Raw genomic sequence first — 17,108 nt, 5'->3', positions numbered from 1 at the left:
GCGGGCCGCGGAGGAGGTGGCGCCACGACCGGAGGTGGGTGCGGAGCCGGGCGGTGCGCAGGGCGGGGAGCCGGGCCTGGGGCGGGGCCGGGAGCCGGGCCTGGGCACCCGGGGGCGGCTGCTGGTCCTGCTGGCGTGCGTGCTGGTGCTGGCCTGCGTGGCGGGCGTCGCGGTGTGGCGCGCCGGCGCCCGCGCGCACGAGAAGGACCAGGCACAGGCGGGCGGGCCCGCGGTGCGCGCCGGGACCGTCTCGCTCGCCGCGGACGGCGGGCGCCGCATCGTCTTCCGCTCCATGGCGTGGGGCCCGCACCGCGACGAGCTGACCACCGTGCCGGCGGGCGCCCCGGACGGGCCGCGCACCGCGTCCGGCGTCAAGTGCCTGCGCTTCTACGCGGCCGGCGGCACGGGCATCTGCCTCCAGGCGGTGCGCGGGCCGGTCAACGACACCTACCGCGCGGTCGTCCTCGACTCGGGGCTGCGCGTCACCCGCACGATCGGCCTGGCCGGCATCCCGACCCGGGCCCGGGTCTCGCCGAGCGGGCGCATGGTGGCATGGACGGTGTTCGTCGGCGGCGACAGTTACGCCGGCACCAACTTCTCCACCCGCACGTCGATCCTCGACACCCGCACGGGGACGCTCGTACCCACCCTGGAGGACTACACCGTCACGCGCGACGGCTCCCGCGTGCGCGCCGCGGACGTCAACTTCTGGGGCGTGACGTTCGCCGACGACCAGCACTTCTACGCGACGCTGGCCACCGGTGGCCACACCTACCTGATCCACGGCGACACCGCGACGAGGACCGCGGTGACCGTCCACACCAACGTCGAGTGCCCGTCGCTGTCGCCCGACGGCACCCGCGTCGCGTACAAGAAGCGCGTCCCGGGCGCGTCGTCCGACGCGCCGTGGCGGCTGTACGTGCTGGATCTCGCGACCGGTCGCGAGCACGCCACGGCCGAGCACCGCGACATCGACGACCAGGCGGTCTGGTCCGACGACCACACCCTGGTCTACGCGATGCCCGGTGACTACGGCTCCGACCTCTACACCGTCCCCGCCGACGGCACCGGCGCCCCGCGTCTCCTCACGCGCTCGGCCCTGGCCCCGGCGTGGCTGGGCTGAGCAGCCCGCCCTCGGCCGTCCAGTGGCCGGCCGCGCCGGGGCGGCCGGCCAGGTAGCGGGCGATCACCGCGTCGTCCCAGGCGCCGGCCTCCCGCAGGCCGGCGCTCAGATGCTCCAGGTAGGCCGCGGCGGGCGCGGTCCACGGCACCTCGGCCACCGACCACGGCGCGGTGAGGGTCAGCATCGGGATCCCGTCCCGCGTCCCGGCCCGCACCAGCGTCTCGTACCGGCCCGGGCCGAGCGTGCTGCGGCCGGTCGCCAGCACCTCCGCGAGGTCCAGGTCGCGGCCCGGCTCCCCGTACATCTCCTGGGCGGCGACGTCCGAGAACTGCTCGGCGGTGACGAGGTGCGCCCGCGCCAGCGCCCGCCCCTCCGCGTCCGGGTCGTAGAACGCCCGTCCCCCGCCCCACACCGGCGAGTGCGTCGCGAAGTACACCACCCCGCGCAGCTCCACCCCGACCGAGCGCACCGGCGGCGCCGCGTCCCGCGCCCCCGGGTACTCCCGCCCCGCCCCCACCGGCCGCCCACCCGCCAGATAGCACGCCAGCCGCGCCCCGTGCATGTTCGACCCGTACGCGACGTACCACACGTACACGCCTGCCCTCATCCCTCGAAGTCGTACTCCAACACGTACGACGCGGCGTCCAGCATCATCTCGTTGACCTCGACGGCGGTGCCCTCGGCGCTGAAGGCGGTGCGCCAGATGAGCATGACGGGCGTGCCCGCGGCGAGCTTGAGACGCAGCGCCTCGTCAGCCGTCGGCATCCGGGAGCGGATCTCCTCGCGGAAGTGCTCCGGGGCGTGACCCCGCTCGGCCAGCCGCGCGTAGGCGCCGCCGGGCCCGGTGTCGGTTTCGGTGATGGGGGTGCCGGCGACCAGCGCGGCCGGGAAGTAGGACACCGAGAGCATCACGGGCTTGCCGTCGAGGACGAACCGGCGCCGGCGCAGCCATACCTCCGCCGTGCCGAGGATGTTGACGACGGCGCTCGGGACCTCGTCCCCGGAGACTTCCGAGACCGCGATCACCTCGACCGCCAGGTCCCGTTCGGCGATGTCCGCGTCCCACACCGAGCGCCCCGACCCCCACTGCTCGGGCGAGAGCCGCTGGATGCCGCGCCGCCGGATCGGCTCGAACTCGCGGACGAACACACCGGCGCCCTTGCGTGCCTCGGCCAGCCCCTCGGCCTGCAGAACGGCGAGCGCCTGCCGCGCCGTCATCCGCGCGACCGCGTGCTCGGCCATCAGATCGTTCTCCCCCGGCAGCCGCTCCCCGGGCGCGTACCGCCCTTCGGCGATATCGCGCCGCAGCGCACCAGCGATGCGCTGGTACTTCGGCTCGCGCGCGCTCCCCGCGGTCGTCATCGCACGTCCTTCCTGATCATCTCTAGACATCCTAGGCGGGCCTCGGGGCGACGACACCGGGCGCGTCCCACCAACATGGAAGGTGAGATCTCTAGAGATCTCATGGACGTGGCATCGGTGAAGCTGCTGTAATGAGCGAGCACATCTCTAGAGATGTTTCCCCCGCCCATCCTCACCTGTGAGGTCATGCCATGCACGTGCCCGAGTGCGCAGATGCTTCCGCAGTGGACTTACTCTTCCCCCGCCGCCCCAGGCGAGTCGCCGCGGCCCGGAACGCCACACGGAAAGCACTCGCGGAGTGGGGCGTTCCGCCGGAAGCCGCGGAGGCAGCGGTGCTCGTGGTCAGCGAACTGGTCACCAACGCCGTCAGGCACGCCGAAGTCCCTTCGGGGCGCGAGGTCGGACTGCGCGTCACTCGTCCTGGCCCCGACCGCATCCGGGTGGAGGTCGACGATGCCGACACGACGGTCCCCCGGCTCCGCGTCCCCAGCGACGACGACGAGTCGTCCCGCGGACTCCCCCTGATCGTCGCCCTCTCCATCCGCCACGGCGTGTGCCCCCGCCTTCACGGCATCGGCAAGACCGTCTGGGCCGAGATCACCACCGGGCTACCGGAATGCTCGGGGCAGGACACCTGATGTGCCCGGCGCCGGACGGCGCTGCTCAGGCGTCGCGGGAGTACACGGCGCAGATCTCCTCCGCTTTCAGCAGGCGCAGCCGACCGCCGGCGTCCCGGGAGAGCCGCCCGCAGGGGCACTCCTGCGCGGGGGCGTCCACCTCGACCAGGGTCTCGTCGTAGAGGCAGCGCGCGTGCGTACCGCCCGCGGAGGTCACGTCGATGCGCTCGCCCGGTCCCGGGATCAGCCAGCGGACGAGCCGCAGCGGGCCGGCGGCGGCGGGGACGGTGTCCTGCGCGGTCGGCGGGGTGCCGTCGGCGCCGGCGGTGTGGACGGAGAGGAACGTCCGCGTCTCAAGGGGAATCAGGCGGCCGTCGTCGTCACGGCTGAGCTGCCCGCAGGGGCACTCCTGCCGGGAGTCGTCCAGCTCGACCAGGGTCTCGTCGAGCGGGCAGCGCACGTGCGTGCCGCCGACCGCCGCCGTGTCGATGCCGTCGCCCGGACGCGCGTCCAGCCACCGGACGAAACGGAGCGCGCGGCCGTCCTCGGCGTACGCCGGCTCCGCGACACGCATCGACGGCGGGAGGGAACTCCGGAGATCGGAGATGTGGCCCTTCCCACCCTCGATGAAGAGCGTGAAGTCCCAGAAGCCCACCGGCACCGTGTCGCTCGGGCGGCCCCTGTAGCGCAGGGCGAACTCGAAGCTCCACGCGTCGTCGTCCAGTGCCATGAAGTACCTGTAGACGTGGTCGCCTTCGTCGTCCCCGGACGGCTGCGGCCCCCACGGCGCCCACCACACCCGCGACCCGCCCGCCTCCGCGAACGCCGCCGCGTCGAGCACGTACGCGTTCGCCGCCTCTTCCACCGGGATCACGGCTTCCCCCTCCACCCGAGGCCCACCGGCCCCGGCCCCCCCGGTGACCGCACTCGTCGCCGCAATCATGGACGGCCGCGGACGGTGGCGTCGAGTGCCGACGCCCCGATCGTGGACAATCGCTGCCCAACTGCCGCTCCGGATCGAGGAGAGCACCGGCCCGCACCCGGACGGCACCGCGGGGCGACGGCCGCGCGGGGCTTCCCGCGCGACGTGGGATGGGTGGCCGTGCCTGCGACCGTGAGCGGGCACGGCCGCCCGGTGGTCCGGCCGGAGGGCGGCTGGGCGGAGCGGTTCAGCCGAGGTAGAAATCCCTGCGGGCGGCCACGAACGCCTCGATCGACTGGGGAGGGACGCCCGTCAGGCGCTCCACGCCGTCGCTCGTGCGGTCGTAGCGGTTGTCGCGGTGCAGCCTGGCCATGGTGATGATGTGCTGCACGACGTGCGGCGGCAGCCCCAGCTTGGGGAGTTGCTCCTCCCACGCCTGCGGGGGCAGGTCCACGTAGGAGACGTCCCGGCCCAGGGCCCGGGAGAACTCCGCGGCCAGTTCGGTCATGTCGACCGAGCGCGGCCCGGTGAGCTCGTAGACCCGCCCGATGTGCGGCGCCGGGTCGCGGAGGACGGTGGCGAGGACCCGGGCGACGTCGTCCATGGCGACGGGTGAGGTGCGCCCGGTGCCGAACGGGAGGGCGATCGTGCCGTTCTCCTTGATCGACCGCGCCGCCAGATCGGTGAACAGCGGAGTGTCCAGGAACACCGTCGGCCGGACGTGCACCACGGGCAGGCCGGACCAGTTCAGCACCTGCTCCGCAAGCCAGTGCAGCCGCTGCTGGTGGGACTCCTCCGTGCTGGTGGCGGTCATCTGCGACACCGTCATCTGCGACAGGTCGACCAGGGCTTCCAACCGTCCGTACTCGCGTGCCACGGAGGCCACCACGGTGGCCGCCAGCAGGTGGTGGGGCGACACGGCCATCCCGAAGTACATGCGAGTCACGCCCTGCAGGGCGGCCGCGACCGTCTCGGGCCGGGTCAGGTCGCCGATGACCACCTCCGCGCCGAGCGACCGCAGTTCGGCCGCGCGCTCGTCCTCGCGGCGCACCATGAAACGCACCGGCACGTCCTGCGCGCGCAGGTGCTCGAAGACCGCACGGCCCACGCCGCCGGCACCGGGGATGAGGACGAGGTTGCTGGTGACCATCAGTGGATCTCCTTCGGAGGGGACGGGTGTCGGAGTCGAGGTGCGAGCGGGCCTGTCGGCGACGCGGCATGGGCGCCGCCTGCCTCGTCCCCGCGCGCGCGTGCGTCGGGGGCTGCTCCGACCATCGCCTCGGGGGGTCGGGCGGGACGGCATTGGCCGGGCGGTCGCCTGCGGTGTGTCGCCGGCCGGCGGGGGGTCACCGCCGGGCTCCCAGGGCCTCGCGCGGGGCGCTGCCTGCGCCGGCGGCCGGGGCGGCGGCCTTGCGCGGCAGGAAGGCCAGCACCACGGCGGCGCCGAGCAGGGCGACGGCCGCGGAGCCCACGGCGGCGATGTGCATCGCGTGGATGAAGGCGTCGTCCGCGGGCCGCACCAGCGCCCGGCCGGCCGGTCCCAGTTTCCCGGCGACCGCCAGGGTCGCCTGGACGGACTCTCCCGCGGCCGGCCGGTCGGAGGGCGGCAGCATGCCCAGGTGGCCGTTGATGCCGTTGCGGTAGCTGGTGGACAGCAGCGATCCCAGCACCGCGACGCCCATGGCCCCGCCGACCTGGCGGAAGGTGTTGTTGATCGCGGATCCGGAACCGGCCTTCTCCCGCGGCAGCGACGACATGATCATGACCGTGGCGGGCGGCATCACATGGGCCATCCCGGTGCCCATCAGGAAGAACAGCACCTCCAGCACCCAGATCGGCGTGCTCCGGCCGAGGAGCAGGAAGCCGGCGAAGGCACCGGCGGTCACGACCAGGCCGCTCGCGCACACGGCCCGGGCCCCGAAGCGCTCCACGGCCAGCCGTGCGCGCGGGGCGAAGAACATCTGCGAGACGGCCAGCGGCAGCACGAGCAGGCCGGACTGCAGGACGCTGTAGCCGCGGACGCTCTGGTTGTAGAAGACGCTGAAGAACGTGACACCCATGAGGGCGAAGAAGACCAGGCCGATGGCGGCGACGGACGCCGAGAACCGCCGGTTGCGGAAGTACGCGACATCGAGGGCCGGGTGGTCGCTGCGGGCCTCGTGGGCCACGAAGCAGGCGAGGACCGCCAGGCCGCCGACGATCGTCGCCCAGGCCTCTGGCCGGGTGAAGTCGCCGTACTGCCCGCCCTTGATGATGCCGTAGACCAGCAGCGCCAGACCGATGATCGACAGCAGCACGCCCAGCGGGTCGAGCCGTCCGGGCCGGGGGTCCCTGGAGTCGGGGACGATCGCGGCCATGGCGACCATCGCCGCGACGACGATGGGCACGTTGACCAGGAAGACCGAGCCCCACCAGAAGTGCTCCAGCAGGATGCCGCCGGTGATGGGGCCGAGCGCGATGGCGAAACCGACCACGCCCGTCCAGATGCCGATGGCCTTGGGCTGCTCCTCGCGCTCGAAGACGTTCATGATGATCGCGAGGGTGGCGGGCAGGATGAAGGCGCCGCCGAAGCCCATCACGGCCCGGAACGCGATGAGTTGCCCGGAGGACTCCGACATCGCGGAGAGCACGGAGCCCACGCCGAACACCAGCATGCCGAAGAGCAGCACCTTCTTGCGGCCGAGCCGGTCACCGAGCAGGCCCGCGGTGAACAGCAGTCCGGCGAAGACGAGCGTGTAGGAGTTCACCGCCCACTCCAGCTGGCTCTGGGTGGAACCGAGCCCCGTGGGAGCGGGCTGGGCGATGGTCTTCATCGCCACGTTGAGGATCGAGTTGTCCAGCATCACCACCAGGAGGCTGGACAGCAGCACCGTCAATATCGCCCAGCGCCGTCGGTGGACGGCCTCGGGAACCCTTCGCCCCGGGACCGGCGGCACGGGTGGGGTGGGCGCGGCGGGCGTCGGGGACCCGGTGGGGCCGGGGGATGAGGACACGGGTGGTCTCCAGTGCTGTCAGTGACGAGGAATGTGCGGAGCGGAGCACGCGGGCCTCGGGCAGGGGAGGCGTCGCCGGGCCCTGATCGGCCCGGCGGGTGGTCCGGTCATTTAGAAGTCGCATGTAATCTAAACAAGGGATAGGATAGATGTCAACCGACATCCATCTGAGGAGAGTGATCCCATGGGGCGCGTGTCCCAGGCGCAGGCACAGGAGAACCGGCAGCGCGTCATCGCCACCGCCTCCCGGATGTTCCGCGAGAAGGGCACCGCGGTGAGCGTCGCCGACCTCATGAAGGCCGCGGGGCTCACGCACGGCGGGTTCTACAAGCAGTTCGCCTCGAAGGAGGACCTCGTCGACGAGGCCATCGCCCACGCCTTCGCGAACCCCGCCCCGTACTCGGCGGCCGAGGCGCTCACGCCCGAGGAGGGCGAGGACCGCGAGACCGCCCGCCGGACGATGATCGACGACTACCTCTCGGTCTGGCACCGCGACCACGCGGCGGACGGCTGCCCGGTCTCGGGATTCGCCGCGGACCTCGGGCGGGAGCCCGGCCAGGCCGCCCGGGTCCGCCGGACCTACGCCGAGGGGGTCCGCAACCGTGCCGCCCGGCTGGCCACCGGCGACGACGACGGCCTGGCCCAGTTCTGCACCCTGGTCGGCGCCCTCGCCCTCGCCCGCGCCACCCGGGGCGACGCGCTCTCCGAAGAACTGCTGCAGGCCGCGCGGACGGCCCTGGGCTGACGCCGGCACCGCGCCTCGCCGGCGGACACGAGGCCGCACGACCGCCCGGACACGACTACGGGGCGACGGCAGTCAGCCGTCGCCCCGCAGCGGGCGGAACCGGGGAGCCGGTCCCCGGCCCGGAGTTACAGCACCGGCAGGTTCTTGATCAGCTCGAAAGGCGTGACCTGGGAGCGGTACTCCTCCCACTCCTGCTTCTTGTTGCGGAGGAAGAAGTCGAAGACGTGCTCGCCGAGCGTTTCGGCGACGAGCTCGCTGCGCTCCATGAGGGTGATGGCCTCGCCGAGGTTCTGCGGGAGGGGCTCGATGCCCAGGGCGCGGCGTTCCGCGTCGGTGAGGGCCCACACGTCGTCGTCGGCGCCGGCGGGCAGTTCGTAGCCCTCCTGGATGCCCTTCATGCCCGCGGCGAGCAGGACCGCGTAGGCGAGGTAGGGGTTGGCGCCCGCGTCCAGGGAGCGGACCTCGACACGGGTGGACCCGGTCTTGCCGGGCTTGTACATGGGCACCCGGATGAGGGCCGAGCGGTTGTTGTGGCCCCAGCAGATGTAGGAGGGGGCCTCGCCGCCCGCGCCGGCGGTCCGCTGCGAGCCGCCCCAGATGCGCTTGTACGAGTTGACCCACTGGTTGGTGACCGCGGAGATCTCCCCGGCGTGACGCAGCAGGCCGGCGATGAAGGAGCGGCCGACCTTGGAGAGCTGGAACTCCGCGCCGGACTCGTAGAAGGCGTTGCGGTCGCCCTCGAAGAGGGACAGGTGGGTGTGCATGCCGGAACCGGGGTGCTCGGAGAACGGCTTGGGCATGAACGTGGCGTGCACGCCCTGCTCCAGCGCGACCTGCTTCATCACCAGCCGGAACGTCATGATGTTGTCGGCGGTGGACAGCGCGTCGGCGTACCGCAGGTCGATCTCCTGCTGGCCGGGCGCGCCCTCGTGGTGGGAGAACTCCACCGAGATGCCCATCGACTCCAGCATGGTGATGGCCGTGCGGCGGAAGTCCATGCCGACGTTCTGCGGGGTGTGGTCGAAGTACCCGGAGTTGTCCGCGGGGGTGGGCCGGCCGCCGTCCAGCGGCTTGTCCTTGAGCAGGTAGAACTCGATCTCGGGGTGCGTGTAGAAGGTGAAGCCCAGGTCGGACACCTTGGCGAGCGCGCGCTTGAGGACGTAGCGCGGGTCGGCGTACGAGGGGGAGCCGTCGGGCATCAGGATGTCGCAGAACATGCGGGCGGTGCCGGGGGCCTCGGCGCGCCACGGCAGCACCTGGAACGTCCCCGGGTCGGGCTTGGCGATCATGTCGGACTCGTACACGCGGGCGAAGCCCTCGATGGCCGAGCCGTCGAAGCCGATGCCCTCGTCGAAGGCCTGCTCCAGCTCGGCCGGGGCCACGGCCACCGACTTGAGATAGCCGAGCACGTCGGTGAACCACAGCCGAACGAACCGGATGTCGCGCTCCTCAAGGGTGCGGAGCACGAACTCCTGCTGCTTGTCCATGTCGGTTATCCATCCATCCTTGCCGGTCAGGCCACCTCCCCCCGCCGGGGACCGCATCGGGGGATCAGGAGCATTGCACCACACGATTTCGCGGACATTGCGTGCCTGCTCCCTCCCATAGTGCCTGCCGGGGGACGTCAGCCGAAGGTGTCGATGGACGCGATCTTCCACGTGCCGTCCTGACGCACCGCGTCGACCGCGAACATGGCCGCCGCGTACGTCGTCCCGCCGCTTCCGGCAGCCGTGCTGGTGTTGCGCTGGTCGGCGTAGACCAGCACCCGCGCACGGTCGCCGCTGATGTTCTCCACGCCCGTGCTGGTGACGGTCGTGGTGAGCACGAGCTTCTGCTTCGGGGCCTGGGCCCGCACCTGCGCGATCATCCCGGCGTACTGCGGGACGGCCTTCCCGGTCAGCAGGCGCTTGGCGGCGTCGTCGGTCTTGGCGGTGTCGGTGTAGTCGTAGGAGAAGACGGCGTTGACGTCCTGGGCGACGGCGCCCTTGACCTCACTCGTGCGGGCGGTGTCGGTCAGGGCGGTGTTGCCGGTGGCCGCCGAGTCGTGAAGTGACGACGCCTTCGCGGACGCGAGGGCGGCGAAGCCGCCGAGCAGGACGGTGAGCACGGCGAGCAGCGCGGTCAGCACGGCGGACCGCGGGAGACGGCGCGACCGCGCGGCGCGGGTGGTGGCCGGGGCGCCGCCCGTGGTCCTCTCCTCGTCGGGGGTCCCGGCGGCCTGGTCGGCGTCCGGGGTCCCGGCGGTCGCGGGCTCCGTCGGGACCGCGCCCGGCGTCGCGTCCCCGGTCGCGTCGTGCGTCCCGGGTGCGGCGGCCGGCACGGGCTGGGCGGCCGCGGCGCGGGCCGTACGGGGCGGGGTCGTCGCCGCGACGGCGGCGAGCCTGCGGCGGCGGTTGATCAGGTGGCGGGTCGTCGACATGGCTGGGCCGGTCCTCTCAGGTGGCGCTCATCGGCCGCTGGTCGGCTGCGTGGTGGCGGGGGCGGTGGGCGTGGCGGCACCCGAGGGCGCCGCGCCGGCGGTGGAGCCGTCGCCGGTGCTGCCGTCGCCCATGGGCGCCTGGCCGAGCGCGCTGAGCTTCCACCCGGACGCCGTCCGGGTCAGCTCGCCCACCAGGCGGCTCTCCTTCACCGACGGCTTGGCCTTGGGCGCCGTCACGGTGATCTGCAGGGCGACCATGACGGACGCCTTGCCGGCCCGGGTGTCGAGCTCGGTGACCGCGCCGGACAGCACCTTGGCCGTGCTGTCGGTCTGCGCGAGCTGCACCTGCTTCTCGAAGTCTGCCCGGCCCTGGACGAGTTGGGTGTGAAGGTCGCCGGTGGTGCTGGCCTCCCACGCGTCCAGGCCGTGCCCCAGGTCGTTGTGGTCGAGGGTGTTCATGTTCTGCACGGCCTGCTCGCCGGCCGCCAGGACGCTGTCCCGCGCCTTGGCGAAGGACGCGCTGCCGTCGTGCGCGGCGCCGTACCAGGACCACCCGGTCAGGGCCGCGGCGACCGCGGCGGCCAGCGCGAGGACCGCGGCCACCAGCAGCACGGGCCGCCGTGCCGACGCGGGACTCCGCTCCGGGGCGCGGGACTTGACGGCACGTGCGGGCTTCACCGGATCGGACGCGGCGACCGGGTCCGCGTCGGCGGCCACGCCCAAGTCCCCCTCCGCGACCGGGTCCGCCTCCGTGACCGCCTCCGCCTTCGCGTCCGTCTCGGGCGCCCTCTCGGCGGTCGCCGCCGTGCTGCCGCCGTTGCTGCTTCGTGCCATCTGCCTCTCCCCTACCGGGCCTTGAGATCGGTGATGCGCCAGCGGCCGCCGGAGTACGCGGCGGTGACCGACAGTTGGGCGGCGGCGCTGGTGGCGGTGCCGCCGGCGCGCTGCGCGGTCTGGTCCAGGAAGACCAGCAGGCTCGCGCGCCGGCCGGTCAGCGAGACGACGCCGGCCCGCACCACGCGGGTGGTCAGCGTGAGCTTCTCGTCCGCGACCTGCTGCCGGATGCGGGCGAACAGCTGCTGGTACTGGGTGGCCGCCGCGCCGGCCAGCAGGTCGCGGGCCGCCTGGGCGGTGGACTGGGTGTCGTCGGGCGTGTAGGCGAAGATCCGGCTGAGCGCGTTGCTGACGTCACCGGTGACCTGGTCGGTCGCGGCGGTGTCGGTCAGCGCGTGGTTGCCGGTCGCCGCCGGGTCCTTGAGCTGCTGGGCCGCGTACAGCAGGACACCGGCGAGCACGACGACGAGCGCGAGCAGGGCCGTGGCGGCGATCCTGCGCCGCGGCCACCGCCCCGAGCGGGCCGGCCCCTCGGCGCCTTCGGTGGCCGCCGCGGCCGAGGCGGCATCGGCCCGCACGCCCGCGGGGTCCGCGGCGCCCCCCGGGCCGCCCGCACCCGTGTCCGCGTCCGCCGCGGCCCCCTCCTCGGTGGTGCTCACCGGCACCGCCTCCTTCGCTCAGCCCTGTCAGCCCTGTCAGCCCTGTCGGCCCTCGCGGTCCCCGCGGCCCCGTACTCCGGCGTCCTCATGCCGGCCTCAACTCGACCCGACCGGAACGGCGGTGAGGGCCGTCAGCTTCCAGGTGCCGCCGGTGCGCGCGAGGCCGGCCTCGAATCGCTTGCGGTCGGTGGTGGCGGTGCCGTCGCGCGGGCTGACCCGCACCTGGACGGTCGCGATCACCTTGGCCGTTCCCGCGCGGGTGTCGAGCTCGGTGACGGCCGCGTCGGTGACGGTGCCGCGGGTGGACGTGCCCGCCGCCTTCAACTGGCCGGCGTCCGCGCTGTGGGTGCGGGTGAGCTGGTCGTGGAGCGGACCCGTCGTCGCGTCCAGCCAGAGGCCGAGGTCGCGGTCCAGATGGGCCGCGTCGACGGTGTTGAGCCGGGCGATGTCGTCCCGGCCGGCGGTCAGCGCGGCGTCGCGGGCCTTGCCGAAGCGCAGCCCGTCGTCGCCGCGGGTGGCCAGGTACGACCAGGCCGACAGGCCGAGCAGCAGCGCGGCCACCGTCCAGCCCGCCGACCAGACCAGCGTGGTCCCGCGGATCACCCTGGTCCGCACGGGAGTTGCGGACGTGCCGCCGGGGTCCTTCCCGGGGTTCTTCCCGGGATTCCTTCCGCCGTTCGTCCCGGACCGCTTCCCGGACCGTTTCACGAGGTTCCTCACGGGGTGTCCTCCACGCCGAGCAGTCCGGCCAGGGTGGTGGGGCCGCCGTCCGGCAGGCCGGGCAGGCCCAGCGCCCCGGGCAGCGGCGGCGCGCTGCGGGCGGGGACGGTCGGGCCGGAGCCGGACGGGCTGGCCGCGGCCGTGCCCGTCAGGTCGGCGGACGTGGCGGTCGGCAGCACCGAGCCGGGCTGCGCCGCCGCCGGGACTCCCCCGCTGCCGGGCGCGTGCGCGGAACCGCGCACGTCGATGCCGGAGGAGGCCGGAGCGGTGCATCGGGCCGCGGTGTTGAAGGCGGTGGCGGGCGCGCTGGTGTCCAGGCCGTTGCGGTAGGCGGTGCCGCCGTATCCGGAGGTGCAGGGCAGCGGCGAGAAGAAGGTGACCGCCATCCCGAAGTGCACGCCCTGCGAGGTGATCGCGGTCGATCCGGCCGCGGCCACGGCGGGCACCTTGACCAGGAACTCCTGGATGCCGTGCTGCCGGGTCACGGCCACGTCGGAGGTGGTCAGCAGGTTCGCCAGGACGACGCTGAGGTCGGGTCCGACGTCCCGGAGCAGCGCGCTGACCTGGCCCGCGGCCTCGGGTGCGGCGGCGATCAGCCGGCGCAGGTCGGTGTCGGAGGTGTTGAGCTGCGCGGCCAGCTGGTTGGCGCTGGAGGCGAAGGAGGTGAAAGCGTCGCCCTCGTCGGCCTGGGTGCGCAGCACGGTCCGCCCGTCGATCATCAGCTGGGTGTTGCCCGGCAGGTTGGTGTCGGCGGCGGAGATGAAGTGGCCGCTGGTGTCCAGCAGCGACTGCAGGTTGTCGGCCTGGCCGTTGAACGCCTTGCCGAACTCGTCGACGACGGTGCGCAGCGAGGTCAGGGGCACCGACCCGGCGAGGTCGTTGACGCTGGTGAGCAGGTTGGTGACGGGCGCGGGGACCTGCGCGTCGGCTTCGGCGATGTGCGAGCCGTCGTGCAGGAACGGGCCCTGGCCGGTGGACGGTTGCAGGTCGATGTACTCCTCGCCGACCGCGGACAGGTCGGCGACGACGGCCTTGAGGTGCGCGGGGATGTCGGGCGCGGAGTCGTTGATCCGCAGGGAGGCCTCGACACCGTCGTCGGTGAGCGTGACCGGGCCGACGCGGCCGACGGACACGCCGCGGTAGGTGACGTCGGCGTTGGTGAACAGGCCCCCGGTCTCGGGGAGTTCGACCTTGACGGTGTAGTAGCCGCGCAGGCCGACGTACCGTCCCAGGTCGGCGTAGCGGACGCCGATGTAGGCGAGCACGAGGACGGCGACGACCAGGAACGCGATGTTCTTGGCGATGGTGGTCCTGGTGAGCATCAGCGGCCGCCCCTCGTCGTCGTGACCGACGGCAGCGGCAGCGGCAGCTTGAGCTGCTGGTTCATCGCCTCGGGTGTGGCGGGCGGGCCGACGCCGGGGAAGACGCTGTCGTCGGGCAGCAGCGTGGGCACGATCTGTGTGCCGGGGGCCGCGGTGAGGTCGAGGTAGACGTTGAGGTAGTCGCCCTTGACGCCGTGCAGCACCTCGTCGGTGAAGGGGTAGGTGAGCAGCACCTGCAGCGAGTCCGGCAGGTCCTTGCCCGCGTCGGCGAGGCGCTGCAGGGTCGGCGCGAGCGCCCTGAGGTCGGCGACCATGTCGTCCTTGCTCCTGTCGACGGTGTCCACGGCGACCCCGGAGAGGGTGCCGAGCGACTGGAGCATCGTGACCAGCGATCCGCGCTGCTCGTCGAGCACCTTCAGGCCGGGGCTGAGCCCGGTGAGCACCGTGCCGATCTGCTGGTCGCGGGTGGCGAGGGTGTCGGACAGCTGGTTGACGCCGTCGAGCGCGTCGGTGATGTCCTGCTTGTGGGTGTCGAGGTCGGAGACCAGCGTGTCGACCTGGGTGAGCATGTCCCTGATCTGCGGCTCGTTGCCGGTGAGTGCCTTGTTCAGCTCGGTGGAGATGGTCCTCAGCTGCTGGATGCCGCCGCCGTTGAGGAGCATCGACAGGGCGCCGAAGACCTCCTCGACCTCGGGGTTGCGGTTGGTGTGCGACAGCGGGATGGTCGCGCCGCCGGCCAGGTGCCCGTCCGGGGCCTCGCCGGAGGGCGGCGGAGACAGCTGCACGTACTTCTCGCCGAGCAGGCTGGACTGCTCCAGGTGCGCGTAGGCGTTGGCGGGCAGCCGCACCTTGCCGTTGACCTTCATGGTGACCACCGCGGACCAGCCGTCGGATCCCAGCGCGATGCCGATGACGCGGCCGACGGCGACGTCGTTGACCCGCACCGAGGCCTGCGGCACCAGGTCCAGGACGTCGGCGAACCGGGCCTTCACGGTGTAGGGGTGGGCGCCGAGGTTCGCGCCGCCGGGCAGCGGGATGTCCTGGACGCCGCCGAAGCCGCAGCCGGTGAGGCCGGCCGACAGCGCGACGAGAGCCGCCGCCGCGACGGTCAGGGTTCGCCGGGTCATCGGGCCGCTCCCTTCGAGCCGTAGACGGGTCCGACCGCGGGCAGCGGGAGGGGGAGGGCGGGTGCGCCGGTGTCCGATGTCCTCGACGTCGCGGCCGACGTGGCGGGCGGCTGGGCGGCCGCGGTCAGGCTCGGGCCCATGCTCAGCTCGTTGATGTCGGCGCGGCCGTCGAGGGTGCGGTGGGCCGGGTCGTAGGCGTTCAGCACGTTGTCGGCCGCCAGGGGTGCGGTGTCCAGCAGTTCGGCGAGGGAGGCCCGCTGGTCCACGAGGGTCTGGGTGATGGGGGCGAGCTTGGCGATGCTGGTCCTGAGCCGGGCGCGGTTGTCCTGGATGAACGTCTTCACCTGGCCCAGGGCGGTGGACAGTTGCTGCAGCGCGCCACCGAGGTCCGCCTTGTCGTCGGCGAGGAACCCGGTGACCGTGGACAGCTGGTCGGTCGCGGCCCTCACCTTGCCGTCGTTGGCCTTGAGCATCGCCGTGAACGACTGGAGGGAGGACAGCGTCGCGAACAGGTCGCCACTGTGCGAGTCGAGCGTCTTGGAGGCGGCGCCGAGCTGGGCGATGCTGTCGCCGATCGCCTTGCCGTTGCCGTCGAGGTTCTGCGCGCCGACGTCGAGGAGCCGGGACAGCGCGCCGGTGGTGTTGGCGCCGTCGGGCCCGAGCGCGTCGCTGAGCTGGGTGATGCTGGCGTAGAGCTGGTCGACCTCGACCGGGGTGGCGGTGCGGTCGGCGGTGATCCGGTCGTGGTCCTTCAGCTGCAGGCCGCCGGTGTAGGCGGGGGTGAGCTGGACGTAGCGTTCGGCGACGACGCTGGGGGCCACGACGACCGCTCCGGCGGTCGCCGGCACCTTCACGCCGTGGTCGAGCGCCAGCACCACCTCGACCTGCCGGCCCTGCGGCCGCACCGAGGCGACGGTGCCCACCTTGACACCGAGCACCCGGACGTCCGAGCCCTTGTACACGCCGACGGTGCGGTCGAAGTACGCGGTGACGTGCGGCCCGTCGGGGCCGCCGAACGCCCACACCCCGGCGGCCGCGGCGGCGCCCGCGACCAGGGCGAGGACGGTGACGGTGACGGTGGCGCGCAGCGCCGTCCGCCGCCGGTCCCGGCGGCCGCCTTCCGGTGGCGCGGACCGCCACGGGCGCAGCGCGCGCAGGGCACGCGCCCGGTCCGACGTCATGACGTGCCTCCTGTCGCCTTGGGCGGCATGCACCCGGTGGCCGGCGGGGTGCCCTTGGGCAGGTAGTTCTTCGGCACCAGGCCGCACAGGTAGCTGTCGAACCAGCGGCCGTTGCCGAGGGTGTTGCCGACCACCCGGTAGTAGGGGCCGGCCAGCGCGAGGACCTTGTCCAGGCTCGACTGGTTGGCGTCCAGCACCGAGGTGACCCGGTCCAGGGCGTCGAGGGTCGGCGCGAGCTGCCGGTTGTTGTCGGCGACGAGCCCGTTGAGCTGGGTGCCGAGTGCCTGGGTGCCGGTCAGCAGGGTGTGGATGGCGTCGCGCCGCGACTGGACCTCGCCGAGCAGCAGGTTGCCGTCGGTGAGCAGTTGCTGGAAACGGCCGTTCTGGTCCGACAGCGTCTTGGTGAGCTGCTTGCTGCCGGCCAGCAGGTCGGCGAGTTGCGCGTCCCGGCTGGAGATGGTGCGCGACAGGTCGGACAGTCCGGTGGCGGCGCTGCGCACCGACGCGGGGGTGTCCTTGAACGTGTCGGAGATCGCCTGGAAGCTGCCGGCCAGTTTCTGCGTGTCGATCGAACCGAGCGTCTGCCCGAGGCCGTTGAGCGCCTGGGTGACGTCGTACGGGGAGGTGGTGCGGCTCCTGGGGATGCGCGCGGCCGGGTCCTGCGGCCGGTTGCCGAGCGGGTCGACGGCCACGTACTTCTGGCCGAGGAGCGTCTTGATGCCGATCGCGACGGTGCTGGAGTCGCCGATCCAGGTGTGCTTGACGGTGAAGGTCACCTTCACCTGGTCGCCGTCGAGCGACACCCCGTCGACCGTGCCGACCTTGACGCCGGCGACCCGCACCTCGTTGCCGGGCTTGAGCCCGGCGGCCTCGCTGAAGCTCGCCGTGTACGTGGTGCCGCCGCCGATGCCGGGGAGCGCGTCGGCGTTGTACGCGGCGAGGCTGACCAGGGCCAGCAGCACGAGGCCGACGGCGCCGACGAGGACGGGGTTGCGTTCCCTCAGGGGGCGGAACATCGGGCGGCCGCGGTCGGCGGGGTCGCGGAGCAGGCGGCGCAGCCCGGGGACGTTCCGCGGGCCGAGGC

The 17,108-nt window shown here is 73.0% G+C and carries 16 protein-coding genes and 1 pseudogene; 3 read left to right on the top strand and 14 right to left on the bottom strand.

Going from position 1 to position 17,108, the window contains the following annotated elements; all coding sequences use genetic code 11:
- Nucleotides 1-100 precede the first annotated feature (100 nt).
- Nucleotides 101-1,123, top strand: coding sequence for a TolB family protein (locus BMW99_RS21590; RefSeq protein ID WP_075017386.1), 1,023 nt, complete (start codon nucleotides 101-103; stop codon nucleotides 1,121-1,123).
- Here the strand turns inward: BMW99_RS21590 and BMW99_RS21585 are convergent.
- Nucleotides 1,086-1,730 carry a histone deacetylase gene (locus BMW99_RS21585; protein ID WP_075017360.1) on the bottom strand — a complete coding sequence of 215 codons (645 nt, stop codon included), beginning with the start codon at nucleotides 1,728-1,730 and terminating at the stop codon, nucleotides 1,086-1,088. The two genes, BMW99_RS21590 and BMW99_RS21585, sit on opposite strands and share 38 nt — an antisense overlap.
- Nucleotides 1,727-2,485 carry a GntR family transcriptional regulator gene (locus tag BMW99_RS21580; RefSeq protein ID WP_075017359.1) on the bottom strand — a complete coding sequence of 253 codons (759 nt, stop codon included), beginning with the start codon at nucleotides 2,483-2,485 and terminating at the stop codon, nucleotides 1,727-1,729. Before BMW99_RS21580 ends, BMW99_RS21585 begins: the two co-directional genes overlap by 4 nt.
- A gap of 191 nt (nucleotides 2,486-2,676) precedes the next feature.
- Between BMW99_RS21580 and BMW99_RS21575 the strand changes: the two genes are divergently transcribed.
- Nucleotides 2,677-3,123, top strand: a complete 447-nt coding sequence (locus tag BMW99_RS21575) for an ATP-binding protein (RefSeq protein ID WP_075017358.1) — start codon at nucleotides 2,677-2,679, stop codon at nucleotides 3,121-3,123.
- 25 nt (nucleotides 3,124-3,148) lie between these two features.
- Here the strand turns inward: BMW99_RS21575 and BMW99_RS21570 are convergent, their stop codons facing one another.
- The 3 genes from BMW99_RS21570 to BMW99_RS21560 all read right to left on the bottom strand — a co-directional run bounded on the left by BMW99_RS21570 (nucleotide 3,149) and on the right by BMW99_RS21560 (nucleotide 7,017).
- The gene (locus BMW99_RS21570; RefSeq protein ID WP_075017357.1) at nucleotides 3,149-3,976 is read right to left on the bottom strand and encodes a hypothetical protein; all 828 of its coding nucleotides are present in this window, start codon (nucleotides 3,974-3,976) and stop codon (nucleotides 3,149-3,151) included.
- Between the two features lie 295 nt (nucleotides 3,977-4,271).
- Complete coding sequence (locus BMW99_RS21565; RefSeq protein WP_075017356.1) at nucleotides 4,272-5,174, bottom strand: NmrA family NAD(P)-binding protein; 903 nt, start codon at nucleotides 5,172-5,174, stop codon at nucleotides 4,272-4,274.
- Nucleotides 5,175-5,370: 196 nt separating this feature from the next.
- Nucleotides 5,371-7,017 carry an MFS transporter gene (locus tag BMW99_RS21560; protein WP_075017355.1) on the bottom strand — a complete coding sequence of 549 codons (1,647 nt, stop codon included), beginning with the start codon at nucleotides 7,015-7,017 and terminating at the stop codon, nucleotides 5,371-5,373.
- Between the two features lie 184 nt (nucleotides 7,018-7,201).
- Here BMW99_RS21560 and BMW99_RS21555 point away from each other — a divergent pair, with 184 nt between their 5' ends.
- Nucleotides 7,202-7,762, top strand: a complete 561-nt coding sequence (locus BMW99_RS21555) for a TetR family transcriptional regulator (protein WP_069465104.1) — start codon at nucleotides 7,202-7,204, stop codon at nucleotides 7,760-7,762.
- A 125-nt stretch (nucleotides 7,763-7,887) separates the two neighbouring features.
- Here the strand turns inward: BMW99_RS21555 and BMW99_RS21550 are convergent, their stop codons facing one another.
- The 9 genes and pseudogenes from BMW99_RS21550 to BMW99_RS21510 all read right to left on the bottom strand — a co-directional run bounded on the left by BMW99_RS21550 (nucleotide 7,888) and on the right by BMW99_RS21510 (nucleotide 17,040).
- The gene (locus BMW99_RS21550; protein WP_069465105.1) at nucleotides 7,888-9,249 is read right to left on the bottom strand and encodes a glutamine synthetase family protein; all 1,362 of its coding nucleotides are present in this window, start codon (nucleotides 9,247-9,249) and stop codon (nucleotides 7,888-7,890) included.
- A 137-nt stretch (nucleotides 9,250-9,386) separates the two neighbouring features.
- Complete coding sequence (locus BMW99_RS21545; protein ID WP_075017354.1) at nucleotides 9,387-10,181, bottom strand: nuclear transport factor 2 family protein; 795 nt, start codon at nucleotides 10,179-10,181, stop codon at nucleotides 9,387-9,389.
- A gap of 123 nt (nucleotides 10,182-10,304) precedes the next feature.
- Nucleotides 10,305-10,790 (bottom strand): annotated as a pseudogene (locus tag BMW99_RS21540) (hypothetical protein); the annotation flags it as partial.
- Between the two features lie 236 nt (nucleotides 10,791-11,026).
- On the bottom strand, nucleotides 11,027-11,674 hold the full coding sequence (locus BMW99_RS21535; protein ID WP_176735756.1) for a hypothetical protein: 648 nt from the start codon (nucleotides 11,672-11,674) through the stop codon (nucleotides 11,027-11,029).
- Between the two features lie 96 nt (nucleotides 11,675-11,770).
- Nucleotides 11,771-12,289 carry a hypothetical protein gene (locus tag BMW99_RS21530; RefSeq protein ID WP_069467422.1) on the bottom strand — a complete coding sequence of 173 codons (519 nt, stop codon included), beginning with the start codon at nucleotides 12,287-12,289 and terminating at the stop codon, nucleotides 11,771-11,773.
- A gap of 101 nt (nucleotides 12,290-12,390) precedes the next feature.
- Nucleotides 12,391-13,716, bottom strand: a complete 1,326-nt coding sequence (locus BMW99_RS21525; protein WP_075017353.1) for an MCE family protein — start codon at nucleotides 13,714-13,716, stop codon at nucleotides 12,391-12,393.
- A complete protein-coding gene (locus BMW99_RS21520; RefSeq protein ID WP_075017352.1) occupies nucleotides 13,716-14,843 on the bottom strand; it encodes an MCE family protein in 1,128 nt (375 codons plus the stop codon). Before BMW99_RS21520 ends, BMW99_RS21525 begins: the two co-directional genes overlap by 1 nt.
- The gene (locus BMW99_RS21515) at nucleotides 14,840-16,024 is read right to left on the bottom strand and encodes an MCE family protein (RefSeq protein WP_079176133.1); all 1,185 of its coding nucleotides are present in this window, start codon (nucleotides 16,022-16,024) and stop codon (nucleotides 14,840-14,842) included. The genes BMW99_RS21520 and BMW99_RS21515 overlap by 4 nt, the downstream gene beginning before the upstream one ends.
- Nucleotides 16,021-17,040, bottom strand: a complete 1,020-nt coding sequence (locus BMW99_RS21510) for an MCE family protein (RefSeq protein WP_069464848.1) — start codon at nucleotides 17,038-17,040, stop codon at nucleotides 16,021-16,023. Before BMW99_RS21510 ends, BMW99_RS21515 begins: the two co-directional genes overlap by 4 nt.
- Nucleotides 17,041-17,108 lie beyond the last annotated feature (68 nt).

The sequence above is a fragment of the Actinacidiphila rubida genome, from assembly GCF_900110255.1.
Lineage (GTDB): Bacteria > Actinomycetota > Actinomycetes > Streptomycetales > Streptomycetaceae > Actinacidiphila > Actinacidiphila rubida.
Note: the sequence above shows the minus strand (reverse complement) of the source record. Positions and strands in the feature narration are given on the sequence as shown.